This window comes from Streptomyces sp. NPDC048612 (assembly GCF_043199295.1).
In the GTDB taxonomy this organism is placed as follows: Bacteria; Actinomycetota; Actinomycetes; order Streptomycetales; family Streptomycetaceae; genus Streptomyces.
In genome coordinates this window covers 10,861-36,874 of record NZ_JBICVV010000001.1, presented here as the reverse complement: position 1 = coordinate 36,874, position 26,014 = coordinate 10,861, and the positions used below count along the sequence as shown (strand labels likewise).

Sequence of the window (26,014 nt, the reverse complement as noted above, 5' to 3'; positions counted from 1 at the left end):
GGTCGCGTGCGGTCGGGGTGACCTTCAGCCGACGCGGTCGCCGAGCAGGCGGTCCAGGACGAGCGCGATGATGTCGCTCTGGTGGTCGGCCAGGTAGAAGTGGCCGCCGGGGAAGACCTGGAAGTCGAAGGGGCCTTCCGTGTGTTCGCCCCAAGCGCGGACCTCGTCCAGCGTGACCTTGGGGTCGTCGTCGCCGGTCAGGCCGACGACCGGGCAGTGCAGCGGCGCGCATGGTTCGTATGTGTACGTCTCGGCGGCCCGGTAGTCTGCGCGGATGGCGGGCAGCACCATACGCAGCAGCTCCTCGTCGCCGAGGACCTGGGGGTTGGTGCCGCTCAGCTGCTTCAGCTCGGCGATGATGCCGTCATCGTCGCGCAGATGGACGGTCTCGTGGCGGTGCCGGGACGGGGCGCGGCGCCCGGAGGCGAACAGGGCCGCCGGCACCGTGCCGTTGCGGCTCTCCAGGCGGCGGGCCACCTCGAAGGCGAGGGTGGCGCCCATGCTGTGTCCGAAGAGGGCCAGGGGCCGGTCCGTCCACGGTTCCAGCGCCGTTGCGACCCGGTCGGCCAGGGTCTGCAAATCGGTGACGGCAGGTTCGGTCCTGCGGTCCTGGCGGCCGGGATACTGCACGGCCAGGACATCGACGTCCTCGGGCAGGGCGTTCGCCATCGGGAAGTAGAAGGGGGCTGAGCCGCCCGCGTGTGGCAGGCAGGCGAGCCGGAATCCGGCGTCGTCACGGGGGTTGAACCGTCGGATCCACAGGCCGTTGTCTTCATTCTGTCCGGTCACAGTAGGGCCGTTCCTTTCTGAGCTGCGTTACGAGGGGTGGGGGCCGGGGGTATGGCCGGGAAGGGTGGTCAGCCACCGTTCGACGGCTTTGGCCGTCGCGGAGGCGTGCTCGCCCATCATCGTGAAGTGGTCGCCGGGTGCGTCGGCGAGGCTGTGGTCGAACTGCCAGGCCGTTCGCCAGTCGCCGTCCTCGCCGTCCCAGGCGCCCATCGGCTCCGAAGCCCGCACGAGCAGGGTCGGCGTGGCGAGGGCGCTGGGCTTCCAGTGCGCGAAGTGGTCGTAGTAATGGGAGGACGCGGTCAGGCCCTGGTCGTCGACGGGCACGTACGTCTCCTGCCGGTCCAGGACGCCGCCGACGAGCTCGTAGCGCCATGCGGCCATGGGTGCCAGGTTGTCCCAGGTGTAGAGGTCGAGCAGGACGAGTCCAGCGGCGGGGGATCCCTCCTCCTCCAGATGACGGGCGAGTGCGTGGGCGACCATCGCGCCCGCCGAGTGGCCGACGAGTGCGAACGGGCCCTCGGTGTGGGCACGCAGCTTCTGCGCCAGCAGCCGGAGGACGACGTCCTGTCCGGACGGCAGCAACTCGTCCTCGACGAAGCCCGGCAGGGCCAGTGCGGACACTTCGCGCAGGCCGCGGAAGCCGGCCGCGAACCGTGCGTACTCGTGCGGCCCGGCGATGGGTGACAGGCCGCTGCAACACACCAGGGCCGGGGCGGCCGTGCCCCGCGCCAGGCGCACCGGCGGTGTGAGGGTGCCGAGTTCGGCCGGGTCGTCGAAGGTGGCCCGGAAGTGTGCGAGGCTGCGGACGGCGGGCAGGAAGTCGTCGATGCGCCGGTCGGTCATCGCCTGCCGGTAGAGGTCGGCGAGGATGCCGCGGGCGCGGGCGCCGCCCGGCGCCGAGGCGGCGCCTCTTCCGGCGAGTGCGTCGCACAGGTGCGCGGCCAGCGCGGCCGCCGTCGGAAACTCGAAGAGCAGGGTGCCGGGCAGGTGGAGGCCTGTTGTCGTGGCGAGCCGGTTGCGCAGTTCGAGCGCGGTGAGCGAGTCGAAGCCGGACTCCAGGAAGGGCCGGTCCGGTTCGATGTCGTCGGGGCCCCGGTGCCCGAGTACTGCTGCGGCCTCCGCCCGCACCAGCTCGTCCACAAGGATGGTGCGCTCCTGCGGCCCGAGCCCGGCGAGCCGGGCACGCAGCCGTTCCTGCGCGTTGTTCTCCGCGTCCTCGTTCCGTCGTGTGCGCTCCACCGTTTCCTGAACGTCGGCGAGTTCGGCGAACAGTGGGGCCGGGCGGGCAGCCGTGAACGCGGCGACGAAGCGCGGCCAGTCGACGTCCGCGCACACCTGCTGGGCGGGCTGCCCCGCCGTGGCCCGGCGCAGGGCCGCGAGTGCGGAGGCCGGGTCCATTGGCAGCAGTCCGCGCCGCCGCAGCTCTTGGTCGGCGGTGCGGTCCTCATCGCTCGCGGGCCAGTGCCCCCAGGCGAGCGTGGTCGCGGCCGGCCCCTGGTACCGGCGTTGCCCGACCACAGCCTCGGCGCAGGCGTTGGCGGCCGCGTACGCTGCCTGTCCCCCGGCACCCCAGGTGGCGGCGACCGAGGACAGGACCACGAAGGCGTCAAGTGGACGGTCGCCCAGGATCCGGTGCAGGTGGAGTGCGCCCAGTGCCTTGTCCGCCAGGGCCGCGGCGAGGTCCTGCGCCGCCAGCTCCGACAGTGGTGCGATGGGCTTGTCGCCCGCCCCGTGGACCACGGCCCGCACAGTGTCGCCGTCCGCCTCGACGGCCGCGACGGCAGCGGCGAGCGCGGCGGGGTCCGCGAGCGACACCGGCACGTACGTCAACCGGGTGCCCTGTTCGGCCAGTTCGGCGTCGAGGCCGGGCGCGGGCGGCTTCGGGCCGACGACCGCGAGGTGCGCGGCTCCGGCCTCCGCCAGCCAGCGTGCCACGTGTCGGCCGCGCGTGGAGGCGGCGTCCGTGAGCAGGACGGTGTCCCGTGGGCGCCAGTCATCCGGTGCGTCACCGGCCGCGGGTGCGCGGTTCACGCGGCGGGCCAGCAGGCCCCATGGGCGCACAGCCATCTGGTCCTCGTCACCGCAGGCCCCGGCCAGTACGGCGAAGAGCCGGGAGCGGGACGCGGAGTCGACGTGCTCGGGCAGGTCGACCAGGCCTCCCCACCACTGCGGGAACTCCAACGCGGCACTGCGCCCCAGGCCCCACAACCACGCCTGCCCGGGATCGGCGGGCGCTTCGCTGTCGCCCGGGGAGACGCCCTGCCGGGTGACGCACCACAGCCGGGCCGCCCGTCCGGTGTCGGCGAGGGCCTGTACGAGGGCGAGGGTCGGACCGGTACGGGGAACGTCGCCGTCGGCCGCCGCAAGGAACGAGACCACCTGGAAGACAGCGTCGCTCTGCGGCAGTTGACCGATCATCGCGGCGACCAGCTCACGATCGGCGTCGTGCGGCACCTCCACGACGTCGACCCGGTGGCCGCTCTCCCGCTGCCCCGCCTCGACCTCACGCACCCACGGGTCGGCGACACCGCCGGCGGGCACGGCGACCAGCCACGCCGTGGGCCCGCCGGACACGGAACGCGTCTCGACCGGGGCCCAGGAGACCTGGTAGCTCAAGGGGTCGGCGAGGGCCCGAGGGGCGGCGACGGTGGGCCAGTAGCGCTGGTGTTGGAAGGCGTAGGTGGGCAGGTCGACGGGCTGGGCGCCGGTGCCGGCGAAGAAGGCCGGCCAGTCGATCTCGGCGCCGTGGGCGTGGAGTTGACCGAGCGCCGCGACAAGGCTGTGGGCCTCGTCGCGGCCCTTGCGCAGGACCGGCACGAACAGGGTGTTCTCGGCGTCGGTGGGCACGCTCTGCGCCATGGCGGTCAGGACGCCGTCCGGGCCCAGCTCGACGAAACGGGTGACGCCCTGGGCGTGGAGGGTGTGGACGCCGTCGGCGAAACGGACCGCCTCGCGGACGTGCCTCACCCAGTAGTCGGGGGTGGACAGCTCCGGTCCTGCGATCTCGCCCGTGAGGTTGGAGACGACCGGGATGCGGGCGGTCTCGTACGACAGCGTGGCCGCGACCGCACGAAACTCCTCCAGCATCGGCTCCATACGAGCCGAGTGGAACGCATGACTGACCGACAACTTCTTCGTACGTGAGCCATGTTCGGCGAGTGCGGTAGCGACCTTCTCCACCGGGACCTCGTCCCCGGAGATGACCACGGCACGCGGACCGTTCACCGCCGCGACCGAGACACCCTCGACCAGAGCCGCACGGACCTCGCCCTCAGAGGCTTCGACGGCCACCATGGCCCCGCTCTCGGGCAGGGCGTCCATCAGGCGTCCGCGGGCGGCGACCAGAGCGCAGGCGCCGTCGAGGGAGAGCACCCCGGCCACGTGCGCGGCCGCGATCTCTCCAACCGAGTGACCGAGCAGAGCGTCAGGGCGTACGCCCCACGACTCGACGAGGCGATACAGGGCGACCTCGACCGCGAACAGAGCAGCCTGTGTGAACCGCGTACGATCCAGCAGCCCGTCCCCGTCCCCGTCGAAGACCACGCCCTTCAGCGACCGCCCCAGCTCACCGTCGAGCCGGGCACAGACCTCGTTGAAGGCCTCCGCGAACACCGGATACGCGGCATACAACTCCCGCCCCATACCCACACGCTGAGCACCCTGCCCCGTAAACAGCAGGCCAAGACCACCCGTGGACACCGGCCCCCGCTGCTCCAGCGGCTCCAGCCCCGCTAGCAGCTCGTCCCGCGACGCACCGACGACCACAGCCCGGTGCTCCAACTGCGCCCGCGTCGTCACCAGCGAGAACCCCACATCCACCGGCGACAGCTCGGGGCGGGCCTGCACATGGCCCTTGAGGCGGGCGGCCTGCTCGGCGAGGGCCGTCGCCGAACGGGCCGACATCGGCCAGGCAGTCACGGCGGACACACCCGTGCCACCGCTCACGGCCGGCTTCCCCGGCGCGGGCTCGCCCTCGGCGAGCTCCTCCCCCGCCTTCTCCGGTGCCTCCTCCACGATCACATGCGCGTTCGTGCCGCTCACGCCGAACGACGACACGCCCACCCGGCGGGGCCGGCCCTCCGAGCGCGGCCAGTCACGCGCCTCCGTGAGCAGCTCCACCGCGCCCGCCGACCAATCGACGTGCGGCGTCGGCTCGTCCACGTGCAGGGTCTTCGGCAGGACGCCGTGCCGCATGGCCTCGACCATCTTGATGATCCCGGCGACGCCGGATGCGGCCTGCGTGTGACCGATGTTGGACTTCAGCGAGCCGAGCCACAAAGGCCGTTCGGAGTCACGGCCCGTGCCGAAGGTCTCCAGGAGGGCCTGAGCCTCGATCGGGTCGCCGAGCCTCGTTCCTGTGCCGTGCGCCTCCACGGCGTCGACGTCCGTGGTGTCCAGGCCCGCGTCGGCGAGGGCCTGGCGGATGACGCGGCGTTGGGCGGGGCCGTTGGGGGCGGTGAGGCCGTTGGACGCGCCGTCCTGGTTGACGGCCGAGCCGCGCAGTACCGCGAGAACGGGGTGGCCGTTGCGGCGGGCGTCGGACAGGCGCTCCAGCAGGAGCAGGCCCGCTCCTTCGGACCAGCCGGTGCCGTCGGCGGCGGCCGCGAAGGATTTGCAGCGGCCGTCCGCCGCAAGCGCCCGCTGGCGGCTGAACTCGATGAACGCGCCCGGCGTCGCCATCACGGTCACCCCGCCGGCCAGGGCGAGGGAGCTTTCCCCCTGACGCAGTGAGCGCATCGCGAGGTGGACCGCGACCAGCGACGACGAGCAGGCGGTGTCGACGGTGACGGCTGGGCCCTCGAGGCCGAAGGTGTAGGAGATCCGGCCGGAGACCACGCTGCCCGCGTTGCCCGTGGCCAAGTGGCCCTCGACCGGCTCGGCCGCGCCGAGCAGCAGGGGCGTGTAGTCCTGGCCGCTACATCCGACGAAGACGCCGGTGCGGCTGTGCCGCAGGGACTGCGGGTCGATGCCGGCCCGCTCGACGGCCTCCCACGTGCTCTCCAGGAGGAGACGCTGTTGCGGATCCATCGCCAAGGCCTCGCGCGGCGAGATCCCGAAGAAGGCCGCGTCGAAGTCGGCGACGTCGTGGAGGAAGCCGCCCTCCTTTGTGTAGGTGGTGCCGGCCCGGGCGGCGTCGGTGTCGTAGTGGGCGTCCATGTCCCAGCCCCGGTTGGTCGGGGTGAGGGACACCGCGTCGGTGCCGTCGGCGACCAGGTTCCACAGCTGTTCCGGGGAGCGCACTCCGCCCGGGTAGCGGCAGCCCATGCCGACGACGGCGACGGGCTCGGGCACGGCCGACTCCACCTCGTGCAGGCGCCGCTTGGTCTGCTGCAGTTCGGCGATCACCCGCTTGAGGTATTCGCGGAGCTTGTCTTCACTGGCCATCTGTCCGTGTCCCCCTCGCGTCATGTACGTCTGTCTGTCGGACCCTTTGCTCACGACACCGCCAGGTCCCCGTCGACGAGGCCGAACAGTTCCTCGTCGGTGGCGTCGTCGAGGTGTGCGGCGGCGGCCTCGTCCGGCGTGCTCCGGCCGTTCAGGGCGGCGAGCAGGCGCTGTGCCCGGGCGTTCAACCGCAGCCGGTCCTCGTCGTCCAGGCCGTCCGACACGGCCGCTTCGAGCCGATCGAGCAGCGCCTCGATGCCGTCGACGGCCGGCCCGGCGAGCAGGTGGAGCAGGTGGTCGGCCAGGTCCGCGGCAGTCGGGTGGTCGAAGACGACAGCCGCCGACAGTACGGCTCCGGTGGCCGCGCCGAGCCGGTTGCGCAGTTCGACGGCTGTGAGGGAGTCGATGCCCAGGTCGGAGAAGGCCCGTTCCGCGCCGACAGCGTCCGCCGAGTCATGGCCGAGCACCTGGGCGGCCTCGGCGCGCACCAGGTGGACGAGCCGGGCGTGCTGCTCCTGCCGGGTGGCTCCGGCCAGCTCGGCCTTCAGCGCGACGGCCGCGTCGCCAGGTGCGGCGCTCACGGTGTGCGTGTCCAGGGCCGTGCGGGCCTCGGGCACCTCGTCGAACAGCGGGCGGGGGCGGGTGGCGTTGTAGGCGGGGGCGAACATGGCCCAGTCCACATCGGCGACCGCGAGCACGGTGTCCCCGGCTCCGACAGCCTGACCGAGTGCGGCGACGGCGAGCCGGGGCGCCATGGCCTGGACACCCTGGCGGGCGAGCAGGTCCTCGGCGCCGTCCTGGGCGGCCATGCCGCCGTCGGCCCAGGGGCCCCAGGCGACGGAGGTCGCGGCGAGGCCGCGGGCGCGCCGCAGTTCGGCGAGTGCGTCGAGGTAGGCGTTGGCGGCGGCGTAGGCGACCTGACCCGCGCCGCCCCAGGTGGCGGAGATCGACGAGAAGAGTACGAACGCGTCGAGCGGGCGGTCGCCCAGTGCCTCATGGAGGTTGCGCGCCCCGGAGACCTTGCCGTGGACGATCGCGGCGGCCGCCTCGGGTGTGAGGTAGCCGGTGGGCGTGAGCTGGCCGACGCCGGCGGCGTGCACCACGGTGCGCGGACCGTGCCCGGCCGCGTCAAGGCGGGCGACCAGGGCAGTGACCTGGGCCCGGTCGGAGACGTCGCAGGCCTCGACGGTGGCGGCGGTGCCGAGGGCGGCGAGTTCGGCGACCAGCTCCTCGGCACCGGGTGCGTCCGGGCCGCGGCGGCTGGTCAGGACGAGGTGTTCGGCTCCCTGCTCGGCGAGCATGCGGGCGACGTGGGCGCCGAGGGCGCCGGTGCCGCCGGTCACCAGGACCGTGCCCTGCGGCTGCCAGCCCGGACGTTCGTCGCCGGCGGGCAGCGGGGTGCGCACGAGGCGGCGGACGAACGTGCCAGTGGCACGCAGGGCCGTCTGGTCCTCGCTCCCGCCCGGAGCGAGGGCCCCGGGCAGCGCCCGCAGCACGCGCGCGTCGAGCTCGACGGGCAAGTCGACGGCGCCGCCCCAGCGGCGGGGCGACTCCAGGCCGACGACCCGGCCCAGGCCCCACACCTGTGCCTGGTCCGCGTCGTGCAGCGGGTCACCGGGGCCGACGGAGACCGCGCCACGCGTGAGCAGCCACAGCGGGGCCTCCGTCTCCGTGTCGCCGAGTGCCTGGGTGAGTGCGAGCATGGCGGCCAGGCCGCTGGTCAGGCCCTGGTGGCTGGGGTGGGGCGCGGTGTCGAGGGCGAGCAGGGAAACGACGCCGTCGGCGGGCGGCAGTTCGCGCAGCCGGCGGGCGGTGTCCTCGCGCGTGGCGGTCGCGGTGTCGATCCGTAGCGGTGTGATGCGGGCGCCGGCCGCGGCGAGAGTGTCGAGCACGGTGCGCGTCCAGGCGCCGTCGGTCTCGGTCTCGGGCAGGACGGCGATCCAGTCGCCGCGCAGGGTGCCCGGGGCGGCGGCGCTGGAGGCCGGGCGCCAGGCGACGCCGTACCGCCAAGCGTCCAGCACGGTGCTCTCGTCGAAGCGGCGGCGCCAGGACGTCAGGGCGGGCAGCACGGTGTCCAGGTGGGCTTCCTGTACGCCGAGTTCGGCGGCCAGCTCGGCAGTGCCGCGGCCCTCGACGGCGGCCCAGAACCCGGACGCCTCCCCGGCTCCAGGCGTGGGGGCAGCCGGTGCGGCGGGGGCCTGTGGCCAGAAGCGGCGGCGCTGGAAGGCATACGTGGGCAGGGCGACCGTGCGGGCGCCGGTGCCCGCGTGGAACGCCTCCCAGTCGGGCTCGGCCCCGTGCACATACAGCTCGCCGAGCGCGGCGACCAGGGCCTGCGGCTCGGGCTCGTCGCCGCGCAGCGTGGGGACGACCAGGGTCTGCTCGTCGTACGGCAGCGCCCCCTTGGCCAGGGCGGTGAGGACGCTGTCGGGGCCCAGCTCGACGTACCGTGTGACACCCGCCTCGCGCAGGGCCGCCATGCCGTCGGCGAACCGGACGGCCTCGCGCACGTGCGTCACCCAGTACTCGGGCGTGGCTAGTTCGTCGCCGGCGACCGTGCCGGTGAGATTGGAGACGACGGGGGTACGCGCCGGGTGGTACGTCAGCGTCGCCGCGACCGCCCGGAACTCCTCCAGCATGGGCTCCATCAGCGGCGAGTGGAAGGCGTGGCTCACGGTGAGCCGCTTGGCCCTGCGGCCCTCGGCGACGAAGCGCGCGGCGACCTCGGACACCGGGCCCTCGACGCCCGAAATCACCACGGACGAGGGGCCGTTGACGGCCGCGAGGGACACCAGGTCCATGCCCTCGATCGCGGCGCGGGCCGTCTCCTCGTCGGCCTCGACCGCCACCATGGCGCCACCCTCGGGGAGCCGTCGCATGAGCCGGCCGCGCGCGGCGACCATGGTGCAGGCGTCGTTGAGGTCCAGTACTCCGGCGACGTGGGCTGCGGCGATCTCGCCGATGGAGTGGCCGATGACCAGGTCAGGGCGCACTCCCCAGGACTCCAGGAGCGCGAACAGGGCGACTTCCAGGGCGAACAGGCCGGCCTGGGTGAAGTCGGTACGGTCGAGGGGTGTGGCGCCCGTCTCGTCCTGCCGCTCGAACAGCACGCGGTGCAGTGGGAGTTCGAGCTCCGGGTCGAGCCGGGAGGCGACGGCGTCGAAGGCCTCCGCGAAGACCGGGTGGGTCTCGTACAACTCCCGGCCCATGCCGGCGCGCTGGGAGCCCTGTCCGGAGAACAGGAAGGCCGTGCGCGCCCGGTTCGCGCGGACCGGGCCGCCGTCGTCGGCCGCGGCGAGCGCGTCCAGGCCGGCGAGCAGCTCCTCGGTGCCGGTGCCGTGGACGGCGGCGCGGTGGTCGAGTGCGGAGCGGGTCAGCGCCAGGGAACGGGCCACGTCCGCCGGCGGGGCGGGGAAGCGCCGCAGGTGGTCGGCGAGCCGGGCGGCCTGGGCGCGCAGCGCCTCGGGGGTGTGCCCGGACACCGGCCACAGCAGCGGCCGGTCGGCGGCTGGTGCCGTGCGGTGCTCGGCGCAGGCCGTGGCCGGGGCCTGCTCCAGGATCGCGTGGACGTTGGTGCCGCTGATCCCGAACGCGGACACGCCGGCCCGGCGCGGGCGCCCGGTGGCGGGCCACTCGGTGCGCTCGGTGAGCAGGCGCACCGCGCCCGAGGTCCAGTCGACGTGGCCGGAGGGCCGGTCGGTGTGCAGGGTTCTGGGCAGGACGCCGTGCCGCAGGGCGAGAACCGTCTTGATGACGCCGGCGACACCGGCGGCGGCTTGCGTGTGCCCGATGTTGGACTTCAGGGCGCCCAGCAGCAGCGGCCGGTCGGTGTCACGCTCCTGTCCGTAGGTGGCGAGCAGTGCCTGCGCCTCGATCGGGTCGCCGAGCTTGGTGCCGGTGCCGTGTGCCTCGACCGCGTCGACGTCGGCCGCCGTCAGGTCCGCGTTGGCGAGCGCCTGGCGGATGACGCGCTGCTGCGCCGGACCGCTGGGCGCGGACAGGCCGTTGGAGGCGCCGTCCTGGTTGACGGCGGAGCCGCGCAGGACCGCGAGGACCTCGTGGCCGTTGCGCTCGGCGTCCGAGAGACGCTCCAGAAGGATGACACCGACGCCCTCGCCCCAGCCGGTGCCGTCGGCGGCGTCGGCGAACGGCTTGCAGCGGCCATCCTCGGCGAGCCCGCGCTGGCGACTGAAGCTGATGAACATGCCGGGGGTGCACATGACGGTCGCGCCGCCCGCGAACGCCAGGTCGCATTCGCCCTGCCGCAGGGCCTGCGCGGCCAGGTGCAGCGCGACGAGGGACGACGAGCAGGCCGTGTCGACGGTGACGGCCGGGCCTTCGAGACCGAAGCAGTAGGCGATCCTGCCGGACAGGACGCTGGCGGCATTACCGGTCATCAGGTGACCCTCGGCGCCGTCCTGGGTGGCGCCCACCACCCCGTAGTCCTGGTAGTTGATGCCCGCGAAGACGCCTGTGCGGGTGCCGCGCAGCGCCAGCGGGTCGATGCCCGCCCGCTCGGTCGCCTGCCAGGACGTCTCGAGGAGGAGGCGCTGCTGCGGGTCCATGGCCAGGGCCTCGCGCGGCGAGATGCCGAACAGCGCCGGGTCGAAGTCGGCGGCGTCGTAGATGAACGCGCCCTCCTTGGCGTACGAGGTCCCCGGGTTGTCCGGGTCCGGGTGGTACAGCCGCTCCAGGTCCCAGCCGCGGTCGGCGGGCAACACGGCCACCGCGTCACGCTCGGCCTCCAGGAGCTCCCACAGGTCGTCGGGTCCGCCGACGCCGCCCGGGAAACGGCAGCCCATGCCGACGACGGCCACGGGGTCGTCGTCGAGCGCGACCGGGGCGTCGGCCACGGGCGCGGCTGCCTCGGCGGTGCCGTCGGTCAGCTCGGCCACCAGATGCTCGGCGAGCACCAGCGGGGTCGGGTGGTCGAAGACGAGGGTGGCGGACAGGCTCAGGCCAGTTGCCGCCTCGAGCAGGTTGCAGAACTCGACGGCGGTCAGCGAGTCGAAGCCGATGTCGCGGAACGATCTGCCCGGCCCGACCTCGTCGGCGGAGGCGTGCCGCAGCACGAGCGCGACGAGCTCACGGATCAACTCCAGTATGGTGTACGCCTGTTCGGCAGCGGGCAGGCCCGCGAGGGTGGTGCGGAGCGATGTCGCGGCATCCTCTTCGGCACCGCCCGCGCCCTCGGCCTCGGCCTCGCGCAGCGCGCGGGACTGGGGCAACTGGTCGAAGAGCCGGGCCGGACGGACGGCCGTGAACCGGGGCAGGAAGCGGGTCCAGTCGACGTCGGCGACGGTCAGCGCGGCGTCGCCACCGGCCACCGCGCGGTCCAGGGCGGTCAGCGCCGACTCCGACGCCATCGGTACGACACCGCCGGCGGACAGACGCTCGTCCCCGGCCGCGAGACCGCTCTCGCCCCAGGCTCCCCACGCCACCGAGGTGGCGGGTAGGCCCTGGGCCCGGCGCTGCTCGGCCAGCGCGTCCAGGAAGGCGTTGGCGGCCGCGTAGTTGGCCTGCCCCGCGTTGCCGAGGCTGCCGGCGGCCGACGAGAACAGCACGAACGCCGTCAGGTCCGACTCCCGCGTCAGCTCGTGCAGGTGCTGCGCGGCGAGGGCCTTGGCCCGCAGCACGGGCGCCAGTCGCTCGGGGGTGAGCCCGTCGAGCACGCCGTCGTCGAGTACGGCTGCCGCGTGCACCACCGCCGTCACCGGGAGGTCCGCGGGCTGGGCGGCCAGCAGTTCGGCGAGCGCGGCGCGGTCGCCCACGTCGCAGGCGACCGCCTCGGCAGCGGCACCCACATCCCGTATGCGAGAGAGGAGTTCACCGGCACCGGGCGCGTCGGCTCCCCGCCGCGAGACGAGCAGCAGCCGTCGGGCGCCCCGAGCCGCCAGCGACAGCGCCAGGTCGCCGCCGAGGCCGCCGGTGCCACCGGTGATCAGTACGGTGCCCGAGCCCGGCCACACGACGGCCTCGGCCCCGGCGGGGGCCGGCGCGGGCACCAGGCGCCGCCCGAACACGCCGGACGAGCGCAGCGCGAGCTGGTCCTCGCCGTCCAGACCACCGAGCACCCGGGCGAGCCGGGTCCCGGCCCGGTCGTCCGGCACCGACGGCAGATCCACGAGCCCGCCCCAGCGCTCCGGGGTCTCCAGTGCCGCCACCCGGCCGAAGCCCCACAGCGCGGCCTGCGCGGGACGGGCGACTGCGTCGGAACGCCCGGTGGAGACGGCACCCTGCGTCGCGCACCACAGCGCGAGCTCCGGGGCCACCTCCCCAAGAGCCTGATGCAGTACGAGAGTCGAGGCGAGGAAACCCGGAACGGGGGCCTCGTCGGCCAGCGGCTCGTAGGTGAGGGCGAGCAGCGAGAGCACCCCGCCCGACAGCGGCTCGCCGTCGGCTCCATGCGCGGCCAGGGCCTCCCTCAGGAGCCGGGCTGTCTCGAACCGATCGGTACCGGAGGGCAGCTCGACCGGAACTGCCTCTCCTCCGTGGCGGCCGATCGCTCGCAGCGCCGCTTCGGCCCACGGCTCCTGGGCGTGCCCGGCGGGCAGGACGACCAGCCAGTTCCCGGCCGACTCGGGGCCGGTGGGACCGGCCATCGGCTGCCAGGTCTCGTGGTAGCGCCACGCATCGATGAGGCTGGCGCGCCTGCGGCGGCTGCGCCACCGGGTCAGGGCGGGCAGTACGTCGGAGAGCAGGGCGTCGGGCGCCAGGTCGAGGGCCCCGGCCACGGCCTCCAGGTCCTCACGGTCCACGGTCTCCCAGAACCGCGCCTCCTCGGGGTCGGCGGGGAGGGCTTCGGACGCAGGGGTGGCAGGCTCGGTCTCCTCGGGCCAGTAGTGCTGGTGTTGGAAGGCGTAGGTGGGCAGGTCGACCCGGCGGACACCGGGCGGGAAGACCTTGGGCCAGTCCGGTGTGACGCCGTGGACGTGCAGTTCGGCCAGGGAGGTCAGGAGACGGTCGAGGCCGCCGTCGTTACGGCGCAGCGAACCGACCGTGACCGCCGAAGAACCAGCATCCTCGACGGTCTCCTGAACCCCGATATTGACCAGCGGGTGGGGGCTGGACTCGACGAACACGCCAAAGCCGTCGTCGATCAGCATGCGCGTCGCAGTCTCGAACTCCACCGTCTGACGCAGGCTCGTGAACCAGTACTCCGCATCGAAGGCAGAGCCGTCCTCGATACGCCCGGTCACCGTGGAGTAGACGGGTATCTCACCCGCTTGCGGGCGGATCGGCGACAGTACGTCCAGGAGCTCGTCGCGCAGTTCCTCGACATGCGCGGAGTGCGAGGCGTAGTCGACCGCGATACGCCGCGCCCGCACATCCGTCCCGGACCAGCGGGCAAGAAGCTCGTCCAGACCCTCCACATCGCCCGAGATCACCACGGAATTCGGCCCATTGACAGCCGCGACCGAGACCCGGCCCTCAAAACCGGACAACTCCTCACGGACACGATCAACAGGAAGTGACACGGACACCATGCCACCCCGCCCCGCCAGCGCCACAATCGCCTTCGACCGCAAAGCGACAACCCGCGCCGCATCCTCCAACGACAAAGCACCCGCCACACACGCAGCCGCGATCTCCCCCTGCGAGTGACCCATCACCGCCGACGGACGAACACCCCAGTCCCGCCACACCGCCGCCAAAGACACCATCACCGCAAACAGCAACGGCTGAACCACATCCACCCGCTCAACATCCACCCGGCCATGAAGAGCGTCCTCAAACGACCAATCCGTAAACGCAGCCAGAGCCTCACCACACTCAGCCATCCGCGCCGCGAACACCGGCGAAGACTCCATCAACTCCAACGCCATGCCCTGCCACTGCGAACCCTGACCCGGGAAGACAAAAGCCACCCGACCCGCATCCGTGGCCACACCCTCGACCACACCAGTAGCCGAACGCCCATCGGCAACAGCCTCAAGCCCCGCCACCAGCTCATCGCGCGACCCACCGACCACCACAGCCCGATGCTCCAACGCCGCCCGCGACGTCACCAACGAGAAACCCACATCCGCCAGCGACTCATCCGTCAGCGAAGCCGCCAGCCGCGCAGCCTGCCCCCGCAACGCCGCCGCCGACTTACCCGACACCACCCACGGCACCGGCACACCGTCCACCGGCTCAACAGTCTCGGCGGCGGCCACCTCAGGCGCCTGCTCCAGCACCACATGCGCGTTCGTCCCGCTGATGCCGAACGACGACACACCCGCCCGGCGCGCGCGGCCCGTCTCCGGCCAGTCACGGGTGCCCATGGTCAGAGCGATGTTCCCGGCGGTCCAGTCGACGTGCGAGGTCGGCTCGTCCACGTGCAGAGTCTTCGGCAGCACGCCGTGCCGCATGGCCTCGACCATCTTGATCACACCGGCCACACCCGCAGCGGCTTGCGTGTGCCCGATGTTCGACTTCACCGAGCCCAGCCACAGCGGCCGGTCCCCCGGCCGGTCCTGCCCGTACGTGGCGAGCAGCGCGCCGGCCTCGATAGGGTCGCCGAGCCGGGTGCCCGTGCCGTGGGCCTCGACCGCGTCCACATCGGAAGCCTCCAGGCCCGCGCTGTTGAGGGCCTGGAGGATCACGCGCTGCTGGGCCGGGCCGTTCGGGGCCGTGAGCCCGTTGGAGGCGCCGTCCTGGTTGACCGCCGAGCCACGGACGACCGCGAGCACGGGGTGCCCCTTGGCCCGCGCGTCCGACAGGCGCTCGACCAGGAGCATGCCGACACCCTCGGAGAACCCGGCGCCGTCGGCCGCGCCCGCGAACGCCTTGCAGCGGCCGTCCGCCGCGAGGCCGCCCTGCAGCCCCAGTTCGGTGAAGAGCCCGGGTGTGGGCATGACGGTGACGCCGCCCGCGAGCGCCATGTCGCACTCGCCCTGCCGCAGCGACTGCGCCGCCAGATGCAGGGCCACAAGCGACGACGAGCACGCCGTGTCCACCGTCACCGCCGGACCCTCGAGCCCGAAGGTGTACGAGATGCGGCCGGAGATGACGCTCGCGGTGTTCACTGTGGCGACGGGCCCGTCGAGGCTTCCCGGCCGGCTCATCAGCAGCGAGGTGTACGCCTGGCTGTTGGTGCCCGCGTACACGCCCGTACGGCTGCCGCGCAGGCGCGTCGGGTCGATTCCGGCCCGCTCGAAAGCCTCCCAGGACGTCTCCAGGAGCAGCCGCTGCTGCGGGTCCATCGCCAGCGCCTCACGCGGCGAGATCCCGAAGAACGCCGGGTCGAACGCGCCCGCGTCCGCGAGGAATCCGCCCTCGGCAGTCACGGTGTGCAAGGCGCCGTCCGCGTCCGCGACGTACACCGAGTCCTTGTCCCAGCCACGGTCCTCGGGGAACGGCGCGATCGCGTCGCCCTCTGTGAGCAGCAACTGCCACAGCTCTGCCGGGGAGTTGACGTCGCCGGGGAAGCGGCAGGCCATACCGACGATCGCGATGGGGTCGTCGGCAGCGGCGGCGGTCCGTACGGCGGGCGCCGCGCCCGCGGGATCGGTCCCGGCCGACGAAAGGCCGCCGGACAGCTCGCCGCACAGCTGCTCGGCGAGCGCGCGGGGCGTGGGGTGGTCGAAGGTGAGGGTGACCGGCAGCCTCAGCTCGGTCACTGCGCCCAGGCGGTTGCGCAGTTCGACCGCGGTCACCGAGTCGAAGCCTATGTCACGGAAGGCACGGTCGGCCTCGATCTCGTCGGCCGAGCCGTAACCGAGGACGGCGGCGACCTGGGTACGTACCAGGTCGAGGAGGGTGCGCAGGGTCTCGTCGCGTGACTGGCCCGCGAGGCTGCTCACGAACGCGGAGGTGGCGCCCGGCTCGGCGGGCCGCGTCGCCTGTTCAGCCAGCAGCGCCTTCACCTCGGGCACGTCCTCCAGGACGCGGGAGGCGCGGGTGGCCGTCATGGCGACGAAGAAGCGCTCCCAGTCGATGTCCGCGATCGCCACGAACGTGTCGCCCTGCTCGACGGCCTGGCCCATCGCGGCGGCGGCCATCTCGGGGGCCATCTCGGGCAGGCCGTGGCGGCGGGCGAGCTCACCGATGCCGCCCTCCGCCATGCCGCCCTCGGCCCAGGGGCCCCAGGCGATGGAGGTGGCGGGCAGGCCGAGGTCGCGGCGCCGGTGTGTGAAGGCGTCGAGGAAGGCGTTGCCGGGGGCGTAATTGCCCTGGCCGGAGGCTCCGAAGGAGCCCGCCATGGAGGAGAAGAGCACGAACGCCGACAGGTCGAGGCCGCTCGTCAGCTCGTGCAGGTGGAGTGTGGCGTCCATCTTGAGCCGCAGCACCCGCTCCAGCTGCTCGGGCGTGAGCGAGTCGACGACGCCGTCGTCGAGGACGGCCGCGGTGTGCACCACGGCCGTCAGCGGGTACTCCTCGGGGATTCCGCCGAGGAGTTCGGCCAGGGCGACCCGGTCCGAGATGTCGCAGGCGGCGACGGTGACGCGAGTGCCGGCCTCGACCAGGTCGGCTTCGAGTTCGGCCGCGCCTGGTGCGGCGGCGCCACGTCGGCTCACCAGAAGCAGGTGCTCGGCGCCCTGCCGGGCCAGCCAGCGGGCGGTCTGCGCACCGAGCGCGCCGGTGCCGCCGGTGACGAGCACTGTGCCCGTGGGCCGCCACGGTGTCGTGCCCTCGGCAGCCGGGTTCGCCCGGACGATGCGGCGGGCGAGCAGCCCGGAGGGCCGCAGCGCGAGCTGGTCCTCGCCGGTCGCCCCGGACAGCGCCGTACGCAGCAACTCGGCGAACCGGCCGTCAGCCCCGGCGGGCAGGTCGAGCAGGCCACCCCAGCGCTGCGGGTACTCCTGCGCGGCGACCCGGCCAAGGCCCCAGACCAGGGCATGCTCCGGGTTGTCGAGGGTGTCCTTGGGGCCGGTGGAGACGGCTCCCCGGGTGACACACCACAGGGGTGCGGTCAGGCCCAGGTCTCCGAGGGCCTGGACGAGCACGACGGTGCCGGTGTGACCGCGCGTCGCGCCGGGCAGGCCGTCGACACGGCCGGCGGCCAGGGCGAGGAAGGACAGCACGCCCGCGAGTGGTTCCGTGCCGTCGAGGTGCTCGCGCAGCCCGTCCCGTACACCGGACCGGTCCGGAGCGCTCACGTCGAGCGGCACGGTGACGGTCTCGGCCCCGTCCGCGTGCAGGGCGTCGGCGCAGGTGGCGAACAGAGTGTCGTCCTCGTGCCCGGCCGGAACGACGAGGGCCCAGCGACCGGTGAGGCGCTGGGGCACGACACCGGTCTGCGGCTTCCAGGCGATGCGGTAGCGCCATGAGTCGACGGTGGAACGGTCCCGCCGGCGCCGGCGCCAGGCCGAGAGGGCGGGCAGTACGTCGCTCAGCGGCGCCGAGGCGTCGACCTGCAGGCTGTCGGCGAGGGCTTGCAGGTCCTCGCGCTCCACAGTGGTCCAGAAAGCGTCATCGAGCGCCGAGGGCGAGGGGAGGGCGGCCGGGTCGGTCTCCTCGGGCCAGTAGTGCTGGTGTTGGAAGGCGTAGGTGGGCAGGTCGACGCGGCGGGCGCCGGACGGGAAGACCTTGGACCAGTCCGGTGTGACGCCGTGGACGTGCAGCTCGGCCAGGGAGGTCAGGAGACGGTCGAGGTCCCCGTCGTTACGCCGCAGCGAACCGACCGTGACCGCCGGGGAGCCCGCGTCCTCAATGGTCTCCTGAACACCGATACTGACGACCGGGTGAGGGCTGGACTCGACGAACACGCCAAAGCCGTCGTCGATCAGCATGCGCGTCGCAGTCTCGAACTCCACCGTCTGACGCAGATTCGCGTGCCAGTACTCCGCATCGAAAGCAGAACCGTCCTCAACCTGGCCCGTCACCGTGGAATACACCGGTATCTCACCCGCCCGGGGGCGGACCGGCGACAGTACGTCCAGGAGCTCATCACGCAGCTCCTCCACATGCGCCGAGTGGGACGCGTAATCGACCGCGATACGCCGCGCCCGCACATCCGTCCCGGACCAGCGGGCAAGAAGCTCGTCCAGACCCTCCACATCGCCCGAGATCACCACGGAGTGCGGCCCGTTGACAGCCGCGACCGAGACCCGGCCCTCCAAACCGGACAACTCCTCACGCACCCGGCCCACCGGCAACGGCACCGACACCATGCCGCCCTTGCCCGCCAACGCCACAATCGCCTTCGACCGGAGCGCGACGACACGCGCCGCATCCTCCAGAGACAATGCGCCCGCGACACACGCAGCCGCGATCTCCCCCTGCGAGTGACCCATCACCGCCGACGGACGAACACCCCAGTCCCGCCACACCGCCGCCAAAGACACCATCACCGCAAACAGCAACGGCTGAACCACATCCACCCGCTCAACATCCACCCGGCCATGAAGAGCGTCCTCAAACGACCAATCCGTAAACGCAGCCAGAGCCTCACCACACTCAGCCATCCGCGCCGCGAACACCGGCGAAGACTCCATCAACTCCAACGCCATGCCCTGCCACTGCGAACCCTGACCCGGGAACACAAAAACCACCCGACCCGCATCCGAGGCAACACCCTCAACCACACCAGCCACACCACGACCCTCAGCAACAGCCTCAAGCCCCACCACCAGCTCATCCCGCGACCCACCCACCACCACAGCCCGATACGGCAGCTGCGCCCGCGTCGTCGCCAACGAGAAGCCGATGTCCGCCGGCGACTCGTCCGTGACAGTGGCGAGGAGCTTCGCCGCCTGCGCCCGCAACGCCTCCGGCGTCCGGCCCGACAACGCCCACGGCACCGGACCGCCGTCCGGCGTCCGGGCCTCTTCCTGCGTCGGTCCCTGTTCCAGGATCACGTGGGCGTTCGTGCCGCTGATACCGAACGACGAAATGCCGGCCCGGCGCGGGCGGCTGTCGGGCTTGGGCCATGCCTGCTCGTCCGTCAGCAGGCGCACGTCACCAGCGTCCCATTCCACCTGGGGCGTGGGCTCGTCGACGTGCAGGGTCTGCGGCAGGACTCCGTGGCGCATGGCCTCGATCATCTTGATGATGCCCGCGACACCGGCGGCGGCCTGCGTGTGACCGATGTTCGACTTGATGGAGCCCAGCCACAGCGGCCGGTTCGCGTCACGGTCCCGCCCGTACGTGGCGAGCAGCGCCTGCGCCTCGATCGGGTCGCCCAGCTTCGTTCCCGTACCGTGCGCCTCCACCACGTCCACGTCGGCCGGGCCGAGTCCGCCGCTGCGCAAGGCCTGGAGGATGACGCGCTGCTGGGAGGGGCCGTTGGGGGCCGTGAGGCCGCTGCTGGCGCCGTCCTGGTTGATCGCCGAGCCGCGGATCACCGCGAGGACGGGGTGACCGTTGCGCCGGGCGTCGGACAGGCGCTCCAGGAGGAGCATGCCCGCGCCCTCGGACCAGCCGGTGCCGTCCGCCGCGCCCGCGAAGGCCTTGCAGCGGCCGTCGGAGGCCAGGCCGCGCTGGCGGCTGAAGGCAATGAACGTGCCGGGGGTGGCCATCACGGCAACGCCGCCGGCCAGGGCGAGCGAGCACTCGCCGCTACGCAGGGCGTAGGAGGCCAGATGAAGGGAGACAAGGGAGGAGGAGCAGGCGGTGTCGACGGTGACTGCGGGGCCTTCGAGGCCGAGGGTGTACGAGATGCGGCCGGAGGCGACACTGCCGGAACTGCTGGTGCCCAGGTAGGCCTCGCTGCCCTGGGGCATCAGGTGCAGCCGGGACGCGTAGTCCTGGTACATGACGCCGGCGAAGACGCCGGTGCGGCTGCCGCGCAGGGTCGTCGGGTCGATCCCGGCCCGCTCGAACGCTTCCCAGGACGTCTCCAGGAGCAGCCGCTGCTGCGGGTCCATCGCCAGCGCCTCACGCGGCGAGATGTTGAAGAACACCGGGTCGAAGTCGCCCGCGTCGTGCAGGAACCCGCCCTCGGTGGTGTACGAGGTGCCGGGATTCTCCGGGTCCGGGTCGTGCAGGGCTCCGACGTCCCAGCCGCGGTTGGTGGGGAACTCGGTGATGGCGTCGCCGCCCGAGGCGACGAGCCGCCACAGCTCCTCGGGCGAGCTCACGCCGCCCGGGAAGCGGCAGCCCATGCCGACGATGGCGATGGGTTCACTGGCCGCGCTCTCCGCTTCCTTGAGCCGCTCACGGGTCTGGGCCAGGTCCGTCGTGACGCGCTTGAGGTACTCGCGCAGCTTCTGTTCATTCGTCGCCATGAGGTCCTCGCCAGTCTGCGGTGTGCGGAGGTCGTGGGGCCGGTGCGGGCAGGGCCGCGGCGCCCGGCGGAGTGAGGGCGGGCATGTTCAGACCGCTCCCAGGTCGTTATCGATGAAGTCGAAGATCTCGTCGTCGGACGCGCCGTCGATCTTCGTTGCGAGGTCGGTGGTCCCGGTGTCGTCGGCCGTGTCCTCGTAGCGCGCCAGCAGGTTCTGCAGGCGGGCGGTGACGCCGAGCCGGGTGACCGGGTCCAACTCGGCTTCCCCGAGGTCGCGTTCGATCCGGTCGAGCTCGGCGAGAAGGGCCACTCCCCTGCCTTCGTCGGGTCGGTCCAGGTCGTCGGCAAGGTGCCGCGCCAGGGCCTCGGGCGTGGGGTGGTCGAAGACCAGTGTGGAGGGCAGCCGGATGCCAGTGAGGGCACCGAGCCGGTTGCGCAGCTCGACGGCGGTCAGTGAGTCGAAGCCCATGTCGAGGAAGCCCCGGTCCGCCTCGACGGCCTCGGCCCCCCCGGTGTGGCCGAGGACGGCCGCGGCCTCGGCACGGATCAGGCGCAGGATCTCCTTGCCGCGCTCGGCTTCGTCGAGTGCGGCGAGCCTGGTGCGCAGGCGTTCGGCCGCCCCGGGCCGGGCCGCCCCGGCCTGGTCCGGGGCGGCGACGAGGCAGCCGAGCAGCGGGTGGACGGTGCCGGCAGCGACCTGGGCGCGCACGGTCGCCAGGTCGACGTGGACGGGCAGCAGCACGGGGGCGGCCGCCGGGTCCAGGGCGCTGTCGAACAGGGCCAGGCCCTCCTGTGTCGAGAGCGGCAGGATGCCCGAGCGGTTCATGCGCCGGGTATCGCGCTCGCTGAGCGCGGCGGTCATGCCTCCATCGGGCTCCCAGGAGCCCCAGGCCAGTGCGACGGCGGGCAGGCCCTGGGCGCGTCGGGTGCGGGCCATCGCGTCGAGAAAGGCGTTGGCGGCGGCGTAGTTGGCCTGCCCGGCCGCGCCGAACGCGGAGGCGGCCGAGGAGAACAGGACGAACGCGGCGAGGTCCAGGTGCCGGGTCAGCTCGTGCAGGTGCAGCGCCGCGTCGGCCTTGGGGCGCAGGACCTTGTTGACACGCTCGGGGGTGAGCGAGGTGACGACGGTGTCCTCCAGAACGCCTGCCGCGTGCACCACGGCGGTCAGCGGGTGTGCTGCGGGCACGTCGTCCAGCAGGTCGCGCACAGCGGTACGGTCGGCCAGGTCGCAGGCGGCCAGGTCGACGTGGGCGCCCAGGGCGCGCAGGTCGTCGGCGAGGCTCTCGGCGCCGGGCGCGGCGGCGCCGCTGCGGCTGGCCAACAGGAGCCTGCGTACGCCGTGTTCGGCGACCAAGTGGCGGGCGATCAGGCCGCCGAGCGAGCCGGTGGCGCCGGTGATCAGGACGGTACCCCGGCCGTCGGTGTCGGCGAGCGGGCGGGCGGCGTCCTGGCCGGTGACCTTGGGCGCGGGGACGCGGGTGAGCCGCGGGGTGTGCGGCCTGTCGGCGCGTACGGCCGTCTCGGCGGCGCCGAGCCGCCACAGGGCCGGCAGCAGCAGGTGGGCGCTGCCGGGCTCGTCGGTGTCGACGAGCAGGAACTGGCCCGGGTTCTCCGACTGGCCGGAGCGGACCAGGCCGCCCACGGCGGCGAGCGCGGGCACGACGGGGTCGGTGTCGGTGACGGCCACAGCCCCGCGCGTGACGACGACCAGGCGAGTGCCGGACAGCCGCTCGTCGGCGAGCCAGCCCTGCAACAGGTCCAGGGTGTCGTGAAGTTCGCGGCCCGGGTGGGTGGGCAGCTCGGCATCGGCGTCCGCGAGGCCGTCCTTGACCACGAGTACGGCGTCGGGGGCGGGGAAGCCCGCGTCCAGTTCGCTCGTGAGGGCGGCCAGGTCCGGGTAGGCGGACCCGGTGCCGGGCTCGGCACCGAGGTAGGCCCACGTGGCGGGGCCGGGGTCGGTGCCGGCGGGGGTGGCCGGGGCCCATTCCTGGTGGTACATCGAGTGGGTTCCGGCGGCACGCCGGGAGGCGGTCAGCTGCTCGGTGGACAGCGGACGCAGCACCAGGGAGCCCACGGTGGCGACCGGGGTCCCGGCGGTGTCGGCGATCTCCAGGCGCACGGTGTCGTTCCCGGTGGGCGTCACGCGCACCCGCAGGGTGTCCGTGCCCTCGCGGTGGACACGTACGCCGGTGAAGGCGAAGGGCAGGCTGCCTGTGGCGGAGCCGAGCAGATCGCCGAGGGCGACCGTGTGCAGGGCCGCGTCGAGCAGGGCCGGGTGCACGGTGTAGGCCGCCGCCTGCTCCACTGCCCCGTCGGGCAGGGCGACTTCGGCGAGGACGGCGCCGCCGTCGCGCCAGGCGGCGCGCACGCCCCGGAAGGTGGGCCCGTAGTGGAAGCCCGCGTCGGCGAGCCCCGTGTACAGCCCCTCCACGGGCAGCGGTTCGGCACTCGCGGGCGGCCAGGTGGCCGGGCCCGCGTCCGTGGGGCCGGCCGCTGCCGCGGGTTCGAGGGCGCCCCGCGCGTGGCACACCCACGTCGCGTCGGCCTCGTCCGTGCTCGGCGGGCGGGTGTGCACCGTGAAGGTGCGTCGGCCGTCCGGGCCTGGAGCCTCCACGGCGAGCTGGAGGACCACCGGGGTGTCCTCGGCGAGGACCAGTGGGGCTTCGAGGGTGATCTCTTCGACGGTGGCGCAGCCGGTCCTGCGCCCCGCCCACAGGGCGAGTTCGAGGAAGGCCGTGCCGGGCAGCAGGACGGAGCCGAGTACGGCGTGCTCCGCGAGCCACGGGTGGGTGTCGGCGGACAGGACGGCTGTGGCGACCAGGGACCCGTCGGCCAGGTCTACGGCGGCGCCGAACAACGGGTGCCCGGCGGCCGACAGGCCGGCCGCGGTGACGTCGCCGGGCGTCGCGGGGGCGGGGGCCGGCCAGAAGTGCTCGCGCTGGAAGGCGTACGTCGGCAGGGCGACGGTGCGCGCGGCGCGGCCTGCCAGGACGGCGGCCCAGTCGACGGGCAGGCCCCGGCTCCAGGCCCGGCCGAGCGCGGTCAGCAGGGACCGTGCCTCGTCGCGGCCGGGGCGCAGCAGTGGCTCGGCAAGGGTGCGGCCGGGCTCGTCCTCGGCGTCGTCCGGCAGGCAGTCGGCGGTCATGCCGGCGAGTACCCCGTCGGGCCCGAGCTCCAGGTAGGTGTTGGTGCCCAGGGCGTCCAGGGCGCGCACGCCGTCGAGGAAGCGGACGCTGCCGCGCACATGCCGCACCCAGTAGGCGGCGTCCATGCGCGCGTCGGCGTCCAGGATCTTGCCGGTCACGTTTGACACGACCGGGATGCGCGCCGGGTGGTATGTCAGCGAGGCGGCGATGCTCTCGAACTCGTCCAGCATCGCGTCCATGTGCGCCGAGTGGAACGCGTGGCTGACGTTGAGGCGCTTGGTGCGGTGGCCCTCCGCCGCGCACTGTTCGGCGAGCTCCGCCACGGCGTCGGCGTCGCCGGAGACCACGGTGGAGCGGGGGCCGTTGACGGCGGCGATGTCGAGGCGGTCACCGAACGGTTCCACCAGGGCCTGTACGTCGGATTCGGCGGCGCCCACGGCGAGCATCGCGCCGTCGTCGGGCAGGGCCTCCATCAGACGGCCCCGGGCCGCCACCAGCGTGCAGGCGTCGGTCAGCGACAGGACGCCCGCGGCGTGAGCGGCGGCGAGTTCGCCGACCGAGTGGCCGATGAGCGCGTCGGGCCGTACGCCCCAGTGCTCCAGGAGTCCGAAGAGTGCGACCTCGACGGCGAACAGGGCAGGCTGGGTGTAGCGGGTGCGGTCGAGCAGCCGGGCGTCGTCGGTGCCGGGTTCCGCGAACAGCACGTCGCGCAGCGGCCGGTCGAGGAGCCCGTCGAACCGGGCGCACACCTCGTCGAGCCGCGCCGCGAAGGCGGGTTCTGCCGCGTACAGCTCGCGGCTCGCGCCGGGGCGCTGGCTGCCCTGGCCGGAGAAGAGGAAGGCGGCCTTGCGGGCCGGCCCCGAGCGCCCGGTGACGGCGCCGGGGGCGCCCGCTGCGAGGTCGTCGAGCGCCGCGGTCAGGTCGTCGGCGGTGCGCCCGGTGAGGACGGCACGGTGGGCGAACGCGGTCCGTGTGGTGGCCAGGGAGAGTGCCACGTCGGCGGGGGCGAGGCCGGGGTGGCGCGCCAGGTGGTCGCGCAGGCGGGCAGCCTGGGCCCGCAGCGCGGGTTCGGTGCGTCCGCTGAGGATCCAGGGAAGCGTGGATAGCGGGGATTCGGTCTCCGGGGTGCCTTCGGTGGAGGGGACCTCGGCCGCGGGAAGGCCGGGCGCGGCGGCTGGCTCCTCGATTATGACGTGCGCGTTGGTGCCGCTGATGCCGAACGACGACACGCCGGCCCGGCGCGTACGGCCGTCCTCGCGGGACCAGACGGCCTGCTCCGTGAGGAGGTCGACGGCGCCGGCGGTCCAGTCGACGTGCGGGGTCGGCTCGTCGACGTGCAGGGTCTTGGGCAGCACGCCGTGGCGCATGGCCTCGACCATCTTGATAACGCCCGCTACACCGGCGGCGGCCTGCGTGTGCCCAATGTTGGACTTCACCGAACCGAGCCGCAACGGCCGGTCGACGCCGCGCCCTTGGCCGTACGCCTCGAGGACGGCCTGTGCCTCGATCGGGTCGCCGAGCGTCGTGCCGGTGCCGTGTGCCTCGACCACGTCCACCTCGACGGGCGTGAGTCCGGCCGCGTCCAGTGCCTGGCCGATGACCCGCTGCTGGGAGGGTCCGTTGGGTGCCGTGAGGCCGTTGGAGGCGCCGTCCTGGTTGACGGCGGAGCCCTTGATCACGGCGAGCACCTGGTGACCGTTGCGCCGGGCGTCGGACAGGCGTTCCAGGAGCACCATGCCCGCGCCCTCGCTGAAGCCGGAGCCGTCGGCCGCACCCGCGAAGGACTTGCAGCGGCCGTCGGTGGCCAGACCCCGCTGGCGGGTGAACTCGGTGAACAAACCGGGCGTGGCAAGGACGGTGACGCCGCCCGCGAGGGCCATGTCGCATTCGCCCTGCCGCAGGGCCTGCGCGGCCAGGTGCAGCGCGACGAGGGAGGACGAGCAGGCCGTGTCGATGGTGACCGCCGGGCCTTCGAGGCCGAAGGTGTACCCGACGCGGCCGGACACCACGCTGGCGGAGCTGCCGGTGCCGATGTAGCCCTCCACGCCCTCGGGCACGGAGCCGAGGGTGGTGGCGTAGTCCTGGTACATGACGCCGGCGAAGACGCCCGTACGCGTGCCCCGCATCGAGTCCGGCCGCAGTCCGGCCCGCTCGAACGCCTCCCAGGAGATCTCCAGGAGGAGCCGCTGTTGCGGGTCCATGGCCAGGGCCTCGCGCGGCGAGATCCCGAAGAAATCCGGGTCGAACGCGGCGGCGTCGTACAGGAACCCGCCGCGCGCGGTCGCGGAGGCGCCTGCGACCATCAGCTGCTCGATGGGCCAGCCGCGGTCGGTCGGGAAGTTCCCGATCGCGTCCGCGCCGGAGGCCACCAGGTCCCACAGCTGCTCGGGGTTCTCCACACCACCGGGGTAGCGGCAGCTCATGGAGACGATCGCCACGGGCTCGTCGGGCGGGGGGGGCCGGGGGGGGCGGGGGGGGGGCCCCCCCCCCCCCCCCCCCGCCCCCCCCCCCCCCCCCCCGGGGGGGGGCGGGGGCCCCGGGG

General features: G+C 73.3%; 3 protein-coding genes and 1 pseudogene. All 4 read right to left on the bottom strand.

Translation table 11 applies throughout. From position 1 onward, the window contains the following. Positions 1-24: 24 nt before the first annotated feature. The 4 genes and pseudogenes from ACGFN2_RS00025 to ACGFN2_RS00010 all read right to left on the bottom strand — a co-directional run bounded on the left by ACGFN2_RS00025 (position 25) and on the right by ACGFN2_RS00010 (position 25,910). Positions 25-789, bottom strand: a complete 765-nt coding sequence (locus ACGFN2_RS00025) for a thioesterase II family protein (RefSeq protein ID WP_393356260.1) — start codon at positions 787-789, stop codon at positions 25-27. Between the two features lie 27 nt (positions 790-816). After that, positions 817-6,156: pseudogene (locus ACGFN2_RS00020) on the bottom strand (SDR family NAD(P)-dependent oxidoreductase); the annotation flags it as partial. A gap of 68 nt (positions 6,157-6,224) precedes the next feature. Beyond that, positions 6,225-20,327 carry a type I polyketide synthase gene (locus ACGFN2_RS00015; RefSeq protein ID WP_393356258.1) on the bottom strand — a complete coding sequence of 4,701 codons (14,103 nt, stop codon included), beginning with the start codon at positions 20,325-20,327 and terminating at the stop codon, positions 6,225-6,227. An 87-nt stretch (positions 20,328-20,414) separates the two neighbouring features. Continuing rightward, positions 20,415-25,910 (bottom strand): SDR family NAD(P)-dependent oxidoreductase, encoded by a 5,496-nt coding sequence (locus tag ACGFN2_RS00010; protein ID WP_393356256.1) that lies wholly within the window; start codon positions 25,908-25,910, stop codon positions 20,415-20,417. Between the last annotated feature and the right edge of the window lie 104 nt (positions 25,911-26,014).

Bases quoted from the DNA above. Each gene is read 5' to 3' on its own strand.
- ACGFN2_RS00015 (WP_393356258.1), bottom strand. From the start codon at position 20,327: ATGGCGACGAATGAACAGAAGCTGCGCGAGTACCTCAAGCGCGTCACG.